General features: G+C 66.0%; 17 protein-coding genes. 2 read left to right on the forward strand and 15 right to left on the reverse strand.

The features are described from left to right. From FJM51_RS22410 to FJM51_RS22430, 5 genes are all read right to left on the reverse strand, one after another. The coding region (locus tag FJM51_RS22410) for a 3-keto-5-aminohexanoate cleavage protein (RefSeq protein WP_140456335.1) at positions 1-165 on the reverse strand (165 nt) is incomplete at its 3' end. Next, positions 165-1,016 (reverse strand): intradiol ring-cleavage dioxygenase, encoded by an 852-nt coding sequence (locus FJM51_RS22415; protein WP_140456336.1) that lies wholly within the window; start codon positions 1,014-1,016, stop codon positions 165-167. The genes FJM51_RS22415 and FJM51_RS22410, both read right to left, overlap by 1 nt. Then, positions 1,013-2,176, reverse strand: coding sequence for a maleylacetate reductase (locus FJM51_RS22420; protein ID WP_438502775.1), 1,164 nt, complete (start codon positions 2,174-2,176; stop codon positions 1,013-1,015). The genes FJM51_RS22415 and FJM51_RS22420 overlap by 4 nt, the downstream gene beginning before the upstream one ends. A 9-nt stretch (positions 2,177-2,185) precedes the next feature. Next, positions 2,186-2,476, reverse strand: coding sequence for a YciI family protein (locus FJM51_RS22425; RefSeq protein ID WP_140456337.1), 291 nt, complete (start codon positions 2,474-2,476; stop codon positions 2,186-2,188). Between the two features lie 143 nt (positions 2,477-2,619). Then, positions 2,620-2,925 carry a Dabb family protein gene (locus FJM51_RS22430; RefSeq protein ID WP_140456338.1) on the reverse strand — a complete coding sequence of 102 codons (306 nt, stop codon included), beginning with the start codon at positions 2,923-2,925 and terminating at the stop codon, positions 2,620-2,622. A 172-nt stretch (positions 2,926-3,097) separates the two neighbouring features. Here FJM51_RS22430 and FJM51_RS22435 point away from each other — a divergent pair, with 172 nt between their 5' ends. Then, positions 3,098-4,345, forward strand: coding sequence for an extracellular solute-binding protein (locus FJM51_RS22435; RefSeq protein WP_140456339.1), 1,248 nt, complete (start codon positions 3,098-3,100; stop codon positions 4,343-4,345). 20 nt (positions 4,346-4,365) lie between these two features. Here the strand turns inward: FJM51_RS22435 and FJM51_RS22440 are convergent, their stop codons facing one another. The 10 genes from FJM51_RS22440 to FJM51_RS22485 all read right to left on the reverse strand — a co-directional run bounded on the left by FJM51_RS22440 (position 4,366) and on the right by FJM51_RS22485 (position 11,533). After that, positions 4,366-5,496 (reverse strand): alkene reductase, encoded by a 1,131-nt coding sequence (locus FJM51_RS22440; protein ID WP_140456340.1) that lies wholly within the window; start codon positions 5,494-5,496, stop codon positions 4,366-4,368. Between the two features lie 97 nt (positions 5,497-5,593). Then, a complete protein-coding gene (locus FJM51_RS22445) occupies positions 5,594-6,553 on the reverse strand; it encodes an alcohol dehydrogenase catalytic domain-containing protein (RefSeq protein ID WP_181164720.1) in 960 nt (319 codons plus the stop codon). Positions 6,554-6,613: 60 nt separating this feature from the next. Next, positions 6,614-7,777 carry a sugar ABC transporter permease gene (locus tag FJM51_RS22450; protein ID WP_140456342.1) on the reverse strand — a complete coding sequence of 388 codons (1,164 nt, stop codon included), beginning with the start codon at positions 7,775-7,777 and terminating at the stop codon, positions 6,614-6,616. Further along, positions 7,778-7,993: a hypothetical protein gene (locus tag FJM51_RS22455; RefSeq protein WP_140456343.1), complete on the reverse strand. Its 216-nt coding sequence runs from the start codon at positions 7,991-7,993 to the stop codon at positions 7,778-7,780. Between the two features lie 38 nt (positions 7,994-8,031). Then, positions 8,032-8,745, reverse strand: coding sequence for an ATP-binding cassette domain-containing protein (locus FJM51_RS22460; RefSeq protein WP_140456344.1), 714 nt, complete (start codon positions 8,743-8,745; stop codon positions 8,032-8,034). Further along, entirely contained in the window at positions 8,706-9,347 is a 642-nt protein-coding gene (locus tag FJM51_RS22465; RefSeq protein WP_140456345.1) for an ATP-binding cassette domain-containing protein, read from the reverse strand. Before FJM51_RS22465 ends, FJM51_RS22460 begins: the two co-directional genes overlap by 40 nt. Then, entirely contained in the window at positions 9,338-10,012 is a 675-nt protein-coding gene (locus FJM51_RS22470; protein WP_233713235.1) for a substrate-binding domain-containing protein, read from the reverse strand. The genes FJM51_RS22465 and FJM51_RS22470 overlap by 10 nt, the downstream gene beginning before the upstream one ends. Beyond that, positions 10,009-10,401: a substrate-binding domain-containing protein gene (locus FJM51_RS24610; protein WP_140456347.1), complete on the reverse strand. Its 393-nt coding sequence runs from the start codon at positions 10,399-10,401 to the stop codon at positions 10,009-10,011. Before FJM51_RS24610 ends, FJM51_RS22470 begins: the two co-directional genes overlap by 4 nt. Next, the gene (locus FJM51_RS22480; protein WP_210240394.1) at positions 10,398-10,907 is read right to left on the reverse strand and encodes an SDR family NAD(P)-dependent oxidoreductase; all 510 of its coding nucleotides are present in this window, start codon (positions 10,905-10,907) and stop codon (positions 10,398-10,400) included. The genes FJM51_RS24610 and FJM51_RS22480 overlap by 4 nt, the downstream gene beginning before the upstream one ends. Next, positions 10,907-11,533 (reverse strand): cupin domain-containing protein, encoded by a 627-nt coding sequence (locus FJM51_RS22485; RefSeq protein WP_181164721.1) that lies wholly within the window; start codon positions 11,531-11,533, stop codon positions 10,907-10,909. The genes FJM51_RS22480 and FJM51_RS22485 overlap by 1 nt, the downstream gene beginning before the upstream one ends. Positions 11,534-11,608: 75 nt before the next feature. Here FJM51_RS22485 and FJM51_RS22490 point away from each other — a divergent pair, with 75 nt between their 5' ends. Beyond that, positions 11,609-12,010, forward strand: coding sequence for a transposase (locus FJM51_RS22490; protein WP_140456350.1), 402 nt, complete (start codon positions 11,609-11,611; stop codon positions 12,008-12,010). Positions 12,011-12,099: the final 89 nt, after the last annotated feature.

Here is a 12,099-nt window from a genome sequence, read left to right on the forward strand (position 1 = left end):
CTGGTCGTCGTTCCTGACATGGCAATGCGCGATGGTGGCGCCGGCCTCGAAAGCCTCCTGCGTGCTCTCGATCTGCTCCGCGACGGTGATCGGGACGGCGGGATTGTTCTCCTTGCGCGGCAGCGAGCCGGTGATGGCGACGCAGATGACGCAGGGCTTTGACATTACTGGGCTCCTTCGTCTGGCACCAGTATGAAATCGAAGGGTGAGCGCCACCGGGTCGCCCCTCCCTTGACCCGATCGAACGGCGCGACGAGCGTGCGCTTCACACCGAAGACGGTATCGGAGTCGAGGTAGGAATCGTCGCCGACGAAGGTGTGGGTGACGACTTTCTGGAAGCCGGGCGCGGTGACGAGATAGTGCATGTGGGCTGGTCGGAACGGATGGCGGCCCAGATGGCCGAGCATCTGTCCTACCGGACCGTCGTCGGGGATCGGATAGCTCACAGGCTTTATGCCTACGAAGCTGTAGCGACCATCCGGCCCGGTCACGAAGATGCCGCGATTATTCCACTTGGGCTGAATGCCCGGCTGCTGCACGTCATAGAAGCCGTCCGCGTTGTCGGACCAGACATCGACCCGGGCGCCCTCGACCGGGTTTCCGTCGAGGTCGATCACGCGGCCCTCGAAGAGACAGCTCTCGCCTTTGCCGTCGAGCGTGATATTGGCGCCCATCGGCCGCTCGGGCGCGCCATCGACATGGAACGGGCCGAAGACGGTGTTCTCGGTCGCGCCCTCGGGGCGGCGGTTGTTGATCGCGTCGACCAGCATCGAGAACCCGAGCGTATCGCTGAGGAGGATGAACTCCTGCCGCTCCGGCGAGCAGATCTGGCCGGTTTCTGTCAGGAAGTCGATACCGATTTCCCATTCCTCCTGCGTGAGCTGCACCTCCTTCGCGAAGGCGTGGAGATGCTTCACGAGCGCGGCCATGACAGAGGCGAGGCGCGGGTTCACATTCGGCCCTACGCGGGCGTTGACGGTTTCGACCGAGCCTTCCTCGGTAAAATAGGCATTCATGGCTTCCTCCACGGCCGGCGGTCCGGCGTTTGTCTCTCGGGCCTTCGGGCCTTCGGGCCTTCGGGCCTTCGGGCCTTCGGGCCTTTGCGATCGTCCTTTGTCAGGGCCGGGGTTCGGCTCCCTCCCAAGCGCGCTGGAGCAGGGCGCGCACCGCGTTGCGCTCGAGCGGGCGCGGGTTCCAGTAGGGATTGGCAAAGGCGCGTTCGGTCGCGAGATCGATGCCATTCTCGGGCATCCCAAGCGCGCAAGGAACGCTCCGCCCCGACCGCGCCAGCGAGATCGAAGAGGGCGCGCGCTGGATCCTCGGTGCCGAGCGTGGCCCGCAGGCACTCGATGACGGCGGGAATAGCAGGGGCGTTGTAGGCCAGCGCGTGCGGCAGGACGGCGGTGTGCGCCTCGGCATGGGGCAGGTCGAAGGTTCCGCCGAGCGTGTGGCAGAGCTTGTGATGCAGCGACATGCCGACGGCGCCAAGGCACATGCCGCAAAGCCAGGCGCCATAGAGCGCGTCCGACCGGGCCTCCCGGTCGGTGGGATCCTTCGCGATCCGGGAGAGCGCCCGATAGAGCGCGCCGATCGCCTCGAGCGCCATCAGGTCGATGATCGGGTTGGCGTCGCGGGAATAGAGCGCCTCGACGGCGTGGGCGATCGCGTTGAGGCCGCTGGTGCCGGAGAGTCCGGCCGGCAGCGTCATCGTCAGATCGACGTCGTAGATGACGACTTCCGGCAGGATCCTCGAACTGCTCTGGGTCGTTTTGGTGTCGTCCTTCGTCTCCCCGAGGATCGGCGTCATCTCCGAACCGGCGTAGGTGGTCGGCACGATGATCTGCGGCAAGTCGGTGCGAAAGGCGATCGCCTTGGCAAGCCCGGTCGTCGATCCGCCGCCGATCGCCACAACTCCATCTGCCTCCGTTTCGGCGACGACGGCCATGGCCTTTTCGGTCACGTCGACGGGCGTATGCATGACCGCCCCGGCGAAGACGCCGGCCGATGAGTCGCCGAGGAGCGTCGCGATCCGCTGCGCCTCGGCTTCCTGCGGCGGGGTGGCCAGGACCAAGGCCTTCCGCAGCCCGAGCCGGGCGACCTCATCGGGCAACTGCGAGAGGGTGCCGGAACCGAAGATCACCCGGGCCGGATGGCCGTTGTACTGGAAGGGTCGCATGAATGCCTCTTATTGGTCGCGATTGTCGACGCGCATCAGGAAGGGGTGGATGTCGACGCTCTCCCAGACCCCAGCCTGGCAGAACGGGTCGGCCTGATTGAAGGCCTCAACCTCCTCGCGGCTCTCCGCCTCGAAGATGAAGAGCGAGCCGATCATCGTCTCGCCGTCCTCTGCGAGCAGCGGCCCGGAGATGACGGTCGCGACAGTGCCGGTCGCGAGATAGGCCTTATGGGCTTCGTAATGCCGGAGCCGGAGAGCCGCGGCGCCCGGCATGTCGAGGCAGTGAACGACGTAGCGCATTTCAAAATCCTTCCGTAGGCGCGATGCGCCACGACAGCCTGGCCGCGACGCGGGATGGCCTTCTGCTCGGTGGCTGGAGGCCTTGGGCGAGGGCAGGGCGGTTCACAGCATTGCCCGTCCGGATGTCGGGCGCTCGGACGGTCTTACTCCTCGGGCGCGTAATCGACCTGATGACGGGCTATCCGCACGTCCTTCAGAGCGTCACGCACCGCCAGGTGAGCGGGGTGATCCGCGTAGGCGCTCAGGGCTGCCCGATCGGCGAATTCCGAATAGAGCACCACGTCGCACGCATAGGAGACGTGGCTGACATCGATTCCGACCTCGATGTGCATCAGACTTGGGATCCGGCCCAGAAGGCTTTCGAAGCGCCGCTTCAGGTCGGCGGCGGCGTCCAGCCTTGCCTCGGCGTTTTCGCCGCGGACGTCCCACATTACGATATGCTTGATCATGGTCCTCTCGGTGTCATGGATGGGGTGCGAAGATCCGGCATCGCGGTTGTAATGAGAATGGATAGAATTAACGTGCCATCCCGTAGTATCCTGGTTTATTGAAGCGTTTTTCAGACGTTCTTGGAAACTTATATCATCTTAGATCATCGTACCCCCCTCCCTGAGCGTCCATGTGTCCGACGCGCGGTCCGGGCTGCGTTTCATGGTGAATGATGACAATTTCTTCGTTTCGATGCGAAATCTCTGGTCGGATTACCGGACCCATCTGGGCGCGGTGAGCGATTTTAACGTGGTTTCGCTCTATGAACTGCATGGCAGCGTCCGCGCGGAAGCCAAGAGGTCCGTGGGCCGCTATGACGTCTTGGCGATCGACAATCCCTGGCTGGGAGAATTTGTCACCGATGGATTGCTCCGACCTCTGGATGACCTGATCGCGGACAGCTCGGTGGAGGCCGGCGCATTCAACACCGACGTCTGGTCCACGGGAAACTGGAAGGGGCGGCAGTACGGCATCCCGATCTACACTACCATCGAGGTGCTGGCCGCGCGCACGGACCTTTTCAGCCAGGCCGGCATCACCTATCCGCGCACCTTCGATCAGACGGTCGAAGCCGCCGCGCGGCTTCATCGCCCCGCGCGCGACGTATACGGCATCGGCTGGAACTGTGCGCCGGGCTTGCCGATCGCCTCGACGTTCATGATCCTGCTCGGATGCTGCGGGGCGCCCTTGCTGCGCTATCCGCTCGGCCGCCGCGGCTATCAGTGGAGCGAGCTCGAGGGCGACCAGTTTCGTCCGAACATCCTGTCCGATCAAGCGCGGATCGTCCTCGACTACATGCATCGGCTGATCCCCTATTCCCCGCCCAATATCCTTGAGCTGGACTGGAATGGCCGGCTCGGCGCCTTCATGGCGGGACGGCTGGCGATGACATACTGCTGGTCGATGCGCGCGGCTCGCTTCGAATACGACATCGCCTCGCAGGTGAAGCGGAAGGTGACCTATCTCACGCAGCCCAAGGGGCCCGGGGGCGTCAGTGCCAATCCGATTGGCGGGTTCCACCTGACGATTCCGTGCAACGTCGGCGACGCGAAGGCGCGGCTGGCGTTCGAGGCCATCGCCTGGCTCGCGCAGTCGGACGAGCGCCGAGGCAGCGGGTTTCCGGTCGCGCCCCGCTTCAGCACGGCGGCCGATCCCGAGGTGGCGCAAAGCACGCATGTCTTCACCTTCGCTGAAACCCTGGCAAAGCGGGGGATGGTCTGCGCCTCGCAGCGGCCGGCGATCCCCGAATACACCCGGATAGAGGCGATCCTCGGCGATCGGATCCACGCCGCGATGCGCGGCGAGATCACGGATGACGAGGCCTTGATCCAGTCGCAGAACCGCGTCGACGCGTTGATGCGGGCCGCGGGGCGCTACTGACCCCCGCGACCCTATCGGCCTCAAGCGGTATGCGTCGGATAGTCGGTATAGCCCTCGGCGCCTCCGCCGTAGAAGGTCGCGCGATCGGCCGGGGTCAGCGGCCAGTCGTTGCGCATCCGCTCCACGAGGTCGGGGTTGGAGATGAAGTGCTGCCCGAAGGCCGCGAGATCGATCAGCCCCGCGCCGATGAGCCGCTCCGCCCTTTCCCGCGTGTTCCCGCCGGCGAGAATGATCGCCCCCGAGAAGGCCGCGCGCATGTCGGCGAGAAACCGCTCGGGGATCACCGACTTTCCGGTCGACCAGTTGTCGTTCATGTGCAGGTAGACGATGCCGCGCTCGGACAGCGCCCGGGCCACCGCGAGATAGGTCTCGGCGTTCCCGGCATATTCCGCCATGTCGTGCTGCCGGTTGAACGGCGCGAGGCGCACGCCCACGCGGTCTCTTCCGAGAACTGCCGTGACCGCGTCGACCACGTCCATCAGCAGACGCATCCGGTTCTCCAGCGAACCGCCATAGGCATCGGTCCTGTCGTTCAGCACCGGATTGAGAAACTGCTCGAACAGGTAGCCATTCGCGCCGTGAAGCTCGATGCCGTCGAAGCCCGCCCGGTCCGCCCTGCGCGCCGCGTTCGCGAAATCCTCGACGATCCTGGGCATCTCGTCCGTCCCGAGCGCGCGCGGCGTGTCGGGAAGCGCGAAAGCCTCGTTTCCGTTTTCGTCGAGGATGTAGCACTGCCCCCGCTTGTCCACGGCGGGCCGGTTGGTCGAACTCACCGGCTGTCCGCCGTCGGGTTGAAGCGAGGCATGGGAGACGCGCCCCACGTGCCAGAGCTGCGAGAAGATGACTCCTCCGCCCGCGTGGACGGCGTCGGTGACGAGGCGCCACCCCGCCTCCTGCGCGTCGCTCCAGATCCCGGGAACGTTGATATAGCCCTGACCTTCCTCGGAGATCGGCGTGCCCTCGCTGACGATCAGCCCGGCCGAGGCCCGCTGGCCATAGTATTCCGCCTGCAGCGGTCCGGGCACCAGATCCCGGCAGCGCGCGCGCGTGAGCGGCGCCATCACCACCCGATTTTTCAGAGTCCGCCTGCCCAGCTGGAAGGGGCCGAACAGGTCTCGCGTGTCACACGCCACTTCGGAGTCGATCTTCATTTGGAAACCTCGATCAGAATCTTCAGATTTTCGTTGCCGGGGCGGATGAGCTCGTCGAACCCGTCCCATAGGGCCCGGTCGAGGGGGGCGGAACGGGTCACGATCCGCTCCAGCGGCAGGCCTCGATCAGGGCTACGACGCGCTGCCCGATCGTGATCGGAAAGCCCCAGCTTCCCTGGTATCGCAGCGCCTTCTCCGAGATCCGGAAGACGTTCACTCGCGGCGCTGAAACGAACAGTCCGACCTGGATCACGGCGCCGGTGGGCTTGACCGTCTCGACGCAGCTGTCGAGCGCCCGCTCGTGCCCGGCGCACTCGAAGGGCGCGTCGAAGCCGCGCCCGTCATCGGTCAGCGTGGCGACGAGATCGGCGAGCGCGTCCGGGCCGCCGTCGCAGACGGTGATGCCGGGAAGGCCCGCGAGAAGCTCGCGGCGAAACGCATTGGGCTCCGCCAGCACCACCGAGGTCGCCCCGCTCGCCAGCGCGCAGAGCGCCACCAGAGCGCCGATCGGACCCGCCCCGGTGACGAGGACGGCGCTCCCGGCCCGCAGCTCGGCGAGGTCGACCGCGTTCAGGGCGACGGAGGCCGGCTCGACCAGAGCCCCTTGCGTGTCATCGACGCTGTCGGGGAGCGGCACGCAGTTCTCCTCGGGAAGAAGCGCGAGCTCGCCCATTCCGCCCCACTCCCAGCTGAAGCCGACCAGCGCGGTCTCGGAGGACACATGGCCGAGATTGCGGCGTGAGAAATACTCGCCCGGCACGTTCAGATGCGGCACCGCCGAAACCCGATCGCCAACCTTGAGGCGCCGGACACCGGGTCCGACCGCCTCGACCCGGGCCGAAAACTCATGGCCCAGGATCTGCGGCGCCGTCGCACCCGTGAAGGGATGCGGCTCGATCGGGATCAGCTGTGGGCCATCGGTGTATTCGTGCAGGTCGGACCCGCAGATCCCGCATTGCAGCACCCGGACCAGCACCTGCCCGGGGCCGGGCGAGGACGGAGCGGGCACGGCGTCGAGGCGCAGATCCTTCGCGGCGTGGAAACGAAGAGCTTTCATGATGTTTCTTTCCAGGAAGAGGGAGAGAGGCGCGCGGCCCGGCGGAGCCGCGACCATTCCTCACGCAGCCTTGCGGCGGAGCCGGATGTCGACGGTCACGGCGATCAGCAGGATGAGACCCTTCACGATCTGCTGGACGAAGGAGGAGACGCCCATGACGCTCATGCCGTTGTCGATCGACATCAGGAGCAGCGCGCCCCCAAGCACCGCGAGGATCCGGCCCTTGCCGCCGCTGAGCGCGACACCGCCGATGACGCAGGCGGCGATGGCGTCGAGCTCGAGAAAGAGCGCGTCGTTCGCTGTCGAGGCGTTCAGCCGGGCGGTGTAGAGCAGGCCGCCGACGCCGTAGAGAAAGCCCATCAGCGCGAAGCCGAGAAAGATGTTGAGAGGCACGTTGATGCCGGAAAGACGCGCGGCCGCGCGGTTCGCGCCGATCATGTAGGCGTTCCGGCCAAAGACCGAGCGCTCCAGCAGCACCCACATCGCCGCGCTGACGACGAAGGCCCAGAGGAAGGCCGTGGGAGCGCCCCGGTAGCTGACCGTCACCCAGAGGCAGGCGAGGACGAGGGCGCCGAGGAAAGCCGTGCGCAGAAGGCCGCGGCGGAAGGCCGCCTGGTCGCCGCGCCCTTGTCCGCGCAGGGCCGCCACCATGATCAGCGCCGCCGCCAGGACGAAGATCGCGGTCCCGAGAACGAGCGTCAGCGTCGGGGGAATGAACGCCTCGCTCAGCACGACATGGCTTTCGCTCATCGGCGAGACGGTGCGGGCATTCGTCCAGTAGAGCCCGACTCCGCGAAACGACAGGAGACCCGCCAGCGTCACGATGAACGAGGGCACGCCGACATAGGCCACCCAGAAGCCCTGCCAGAGGCCGAGCATGAGCCCGACCGCGAGGCCGGCGACGATGGCGGGGCCAAGGCCGAAGCCCCAGGAGGTCTCGACCGTCGCGATCGTCACGCCGACGAGATAGACCGCCGAACCGATCGACAGGTCGATTTCCGACATGATCATCAGCAGCGCCACGCCCGAGGCCATGATGGCGAGCAGCGCGGTATGGCGCAGCAGGATCGAAAGGTTCCGTCCCGACAGGAAGACACCCTCGGAATAGGCGTTGAAGATCAGCGCTATCACCAGCACCAACAGGGGCACGATGATCATCTGCCAGTTGACGCGACGGGCGAACGGAATGGGGGCCATCCCGATCTTCATTGTTCTCGATTCCATTTATTGTCCTCCCGTCGCGGCGGCGATCAGATCGGCGCGGCCGCGCGTGGCCCCGAATTCCCGGGTGATTTTGCCCTTGTACATGACGGAGACGCGGTCGCATTCGAGCGCCACCTCGTCCACGTCGCTGGAAATCAGCAGGACGGCCAGACCCTCGTCGGCCATGCGTCCGATGGTTTCATAGATATGGTGGCGCGCGCCGACATCGACGCCCAAGGTCGGTTCGTCCAGAATGGTGATGCGCGGCTCGGCGTTCAGCCAGCGCCGAACAGGACCTTCTGTTGATTGCCACCGTTGAGGTTCTCTATTCGATAGGTCGTGTCGCAGGGCCGGACATCGAGCTTGCGCATCATCGCGATGTTGCGCTCGTGCTCCTCACCGTCGGAGATCAACCCCCGGCGCGACACGGCGCCAAGGCTCGCCGCGCTCAGGTTGGTGCCCAGGCTGTGGCCGGGCAGGATGCCCGTCGCCTTGCGATCCTCGGTCAGGAGGGTGACGCCCATGCGGATCGCCTCGCGGGGATCGCGGGGCCGGTGATCCCGCCCGAGCAGGCGAACCTCGCCCCGGACCTCGCCCCGCCAGTCGCCGAAGATCGCCCGGGCGGCTTCGGTCCGGCCCGCCCCGACAAGTCCGTAGAGGCCATGAATCTCGCCCGCGCGCAGCGTCAGGTTGAGCCCGTCCACCACCATCTTGCCCGGCACGTCCGGATCCTCGACCGTCAGATTCCGTATGTCGAGGACCACCTCGCCGGGCGGCTTGGTCGTCTCCGGCGCGCGGCGGGGAACCGTGGAAAGATCGCGCCCGATCATGTTGCGCACGATCTCGCCGCGCCGGCCCTTTGGGCTGTCCATCCGGTGCACGACCCGGCCGTTTCGCATCACGACGACGCGGTCCGCGATCGCCTCGACCTCGTCCAGGCGATGGGTGATCAGCACGATCCCGAGGTTGTGGGCCTTGAGGCCGAGCACCTGGGCGAAGAGCTTGTCCGTCTCGGCCGCGGTGAGCGCGGCCGTGGGCTCGTCGAGCAGGAGGACGCGCGCGTCCTTTGAGAGCGCCCCGCGATCATCATCATCCGCTGTTCCGCGGTGGAATAGAGGCCGGCGAGATCCTCCGGCGCGCAGGGCATGTCGAAGATCCGCAACCACCGGCGGGCGTCACGCGAGATCCGGTCGAAATCGACCATTCCCAAGCGATTGCGCGGGAGATGACCCATGAACATGTTCTCTCCCACCGAGATGCCCGGCGCGATCCGCAGCTCTTGGGGAACGAGAACGATCCCGGCCTTCTCGCTCTCATGGGGATTGGCGAAATGGCCCGGGCGCCCATCGACCGCCAGCGTGCCCTCGTAGCCGCCATGCCCGATGATCCCGGACAGGATGTTCATGAGCGTCGACTTGCCGGCGCCGTTCTCGCCCACCAGGGCGAGGATCTCGCCGCCCCGGACCTCGATGTCGACGCCATCGAGCGCCCGCGTGCCGCCCCAGGACTTTCCGATGCCCGTCGCGCGAACCAGCTCCCCGCCCGGGGCCGGGAGAGAGGGCGCGGCCTCGGGGACCGCGCTCACTCGCATTTCACGTCGCTCCCGGCGACGACGGCCGCGGGATCGACCCAGCCCTTGGGCGCGATCTTTTCCACGAACTCGCACAGGTTGTCTTTGGTCACCGCCACCAGATCGAGCTGCCAGAGCGGCACGTCGCCCTTGTCGGTGGTGGCGACGGAATTGGACTCCGGCGTTCCGCCGTTCCCGAGCTGATGCGCGGCGTCCGCGGCCCGCTTCGCCATCACGTCGATGGGGGTGAAGACGGTCATCGTCTGGTCGCCGAGCGCGATCAGATTGAGGTTCGCCTGATCGGCGTCGAGGCCCGAGACGAAGACCTTCCCGTTGAGCCCGGCTCCGCGCAGGGCCTGAACCACGCCGCCGGCCATGCCATCGTTGTTCACCACGAAGGCGGCGACATCGTCGTCGTTGCGGGTGAGGATCGCCTCGGCTTCGCTTTGCGCCTTGGCGGGGTCGTATCCCGCGATGAAGTCATTGTAGACGACATTGATCCCCTCCGCTCCCGTGAGCCCGGCGGCGTAGGAGCGATCCGAGGTCTGGGCTAGGTCGTTGGCGGGGTCGCCCTTCAGAACGGCGTAGTTGCCCTTGGGTGCGAATTTCTTCGCCGCTTCGACTTGCAGCTTGCCGACGAGCTCCTGGTTGCGGGTAATCATCCAGTCCGGATTGGTGGCGGTCACCCCGATGTCGTAGACGATCGTCTTGACCCCCTCGCGGCGGGCCTCGTCGATGAGCGTGGCCCCACGGCGATATCGGCGGGCGCGATCACCAGCACGTCGATGCCGCGCGACAGCATGTTCTGGACCTGCTGCGTCTGCTTGCCGGGATCGCCATCGGCATATTGGACGATGACCTCGTCGCCGTTCGCGCTTGCCTGCTCCTGGAAAGCGCGCGCGTCGAACAGCCAGCGTTGCTGCAGCTGAGTATAGAGCGCCAGACCGATGCGCACCGGCTCATCGGCGCGCGACATCGCCGCCGTCACGGTGAGGGTCGCGGCCCCGGCGAGGAGGCCGAGGGCCAGCCGGCCGGCCGTGGTCAGGGTAGCTCGGGACATATTGCTGAGTGTCATCTGTCGCCCACGTAGGTCAGCGCCGCGTTCTTCGACATGTGCGAGACGGCCGCCTTGCTCGCCGTATAGGCCGCGACGCCGGCCGCGCCGACCTTGCCCCAGATCGAGGAGGTGTTGACGATCGACCCGCCGCCGGTCCCCCGCATGTGCGGAATGACCGTGCGCATCCCATAGAACGGCCCTGTCTGGTTTATCTCGATGACGCGATTCCAGTCTTCGAGGCTGATCTCGGCGATGCCGTCGTAGGATTTCACCGTTCCGGCGTTGTTGAACAGGATGTCGACGCGGCCGTCCTGATCGATGATCGCGTCCACGACCGTCTTCCAGTTTTCCAGGTCCGTGACGTCCAGCGCGTGGGTGACGATTCCTTCCCCCTCGTACGACTCGGGGAAATCCACGTCGCCGACGTGAACCTTCGCCCCCTCGCGCGCGAAGAGCTCGACCGTCGCGCGACCAATGCCCCGAGCGCCGCCCGTCACGAGAGCGATCTTGCCAGCGAGCCGCATCACGCCCGCTCCACGTCGACGACGTTTCGGGGCGCCGGCAGCTCGCAATTGATCGGCCCGGCATTCTCGGCCATGAAGCTCGCCGCGAAGGAAAAGGCGCGGAAGCTCTCCCCCGCGCGCGCGGGCCAGATCGAGTGCCGCGCGTTGCGGGGAATGTGAACCAGGTCCCCCGGGGTCAGCAGGCGCTGCTCGTCCTCGATCTGGATGATCGCCTCGCCTTCCAGAATCCGGTAGAATTCCATGGAGTCGTGATAATGCGGATGCAGGCTCGCACCCGGCTTCAGCTCGAACTCGGCGACATATTCCAGATACGACCCCATCGTGTTGTTCCGAACCGACTCCTTGGGGAACATGAAGTAGGTCAGACAGCTCCCTTCATGCTCGATGGTCGGTTCGACCTTGGCGCTACGCACATCCATTTTCTTTTCCTCCAGACCAGAAGCGCCGGTGTCGCTGAGCTTTGCTCTCTTTCCCGGCGGTTGGGATGAGAAGGATCTACAGGGTTCCGATCCTGATTGATTTTTCAAAAAGTCCGTATTGGACTTTCTAGGGCTGTAAGCCCTCGCGCAGGCGGTGCGCGAAGGCGCAAACGAGAGAAAGGGGTTCGAGCCCGGCAGCCCGCGCACGGCTGTTCCTTGGGCCGGGGCACGGTTTCTTGAGACAGCGTCGAGCGCTACTTTCCCGAGGAACGGGGGTAGAGCATGGACGAGAAGAGCGACGTGAAACCTGGCGCGACGGAGGCCTCGGCCCCGCCGACGCGCGCCCCACACGCTGGCGGCGGCGGGGCCGAGGCCGGTCCGGGGAAGCGCTTTTCGGCGAAGATGAAACTGGCGGCTGTGCAGCGGCTGATGCGGGGCGAGAGCCTGGAAGCTTTGTCGCGGGAACTGAACGTGCCGGCGCATCGGCTTTCCGAATGGCGTGACCGCGTGCTGATCGCGGCCGAGAGCGCGCTCAAGGAGCGCGAGCGCGACGCGCGGGATGAAGATATCGAGCGGCTGAAGGCGAAGGTGGGCGAGATCACCATGACCAACGAGCTGCTGTATTCGAAGATCGAAAGGCTGGAGGCGGGCCGCCCTTTGGCCGGGCGGAGGTCGAGGAGATGACCCATACCACCTCGCCCTCCGTTCAGCGCCGGTACTCCCTGGCCACGGTCTGCCGTGTCTGGGGCGTGTCGTGGGCGACCCTCTATCGT

Origin of the sequence: Amaricoccus solimangrovi (assembly GCF_006385685.1) — a bacterium.
GTDB classification, from domain to species: Bacteria; Pseudomonadota; Alphaproteobacteria; order Rhodobacterales; family Rhodobacteraceae; genus Amaricoccus; species Amaricoccus solimangrovi.

Coding starts and splice junctions, on each gene's coding strand:
- FJM51_RS22415 (WP_140456336.1), bottom strand. CDS start 1,016: ATGAATGCCTATTTTACCGAGGAAGGCTCGGTCGAAACCGTCAACGCC.
- FJM51_RS22420 (WP_438502775.1), bottom strand. CDS start 2,176: ATGCGACCCTTCCAGTACAACGGCCATCCGGCCCGGGTGATCTTCGGT.
- FJM51_RS22425 (WP_140456337.1), bottom strand. CDS start 2,476: ATGCGCTACGTCGTTCACTGCCTCGACATGCCGGGCGCCGCGGCTCTC.
- FJM51_RS22430 (WP_140456338.1), bottom strand. CDS start 2,925: ATGATCAAGCATATCGTAATGTGGGACGTCCGCGGCGAAAACGCCGAG.
- FJM51_RS22440 (WP_140456340.1), bottom strand. CDS start 5,496: ATGAAGATCGACTCCGAAGTGGCGTGTGACACGCGAGACCTGTTCGGC.
- FJM51_RS22445 (WP_181164720.1), bottom strand. CDS start 6,553: ATGAAAGCTCTTCGTTTCCACGCCGCGAAGGATCTGCGCCTCGACGCC.
- FJM51_RS22450 (WP_140456342.1), bottom strand. CDS start 7,777: ATGGAATCGAGAACAATGAAGATCGGGATGGCCCCCATTCCGTTCGCC.
- FJM51_RS22465 (WP_140456345.1), bottom strand. CDS start 9,347: ATGCGAGTGAGCGCGGTCCCCGAGGCCGCGCCCTCTCTCCCGGCCCCG.
- FJM51_RS24610 (WP_140456347.1), bottom strand. CDS start 10,401: ATGACACTCAGCAATATGTCCCGAGCTACCCTGACCACGGCCGGCCGG.
- FJM51_RS22480 (WP_210240394.1), bottom strand. CDS start 10,907: ATGCGGCTCGCTGGCAAGATCGCTCTCGTGACGGGCGGCGCTCGGGGC.
- FJM51_RS22490 (WP_140456350.1), top strand. CDS start 11,609: ATGGACGAGAAGAGCGACGTGAAACCTGGCGCGACGGAGGCCTCGGCC.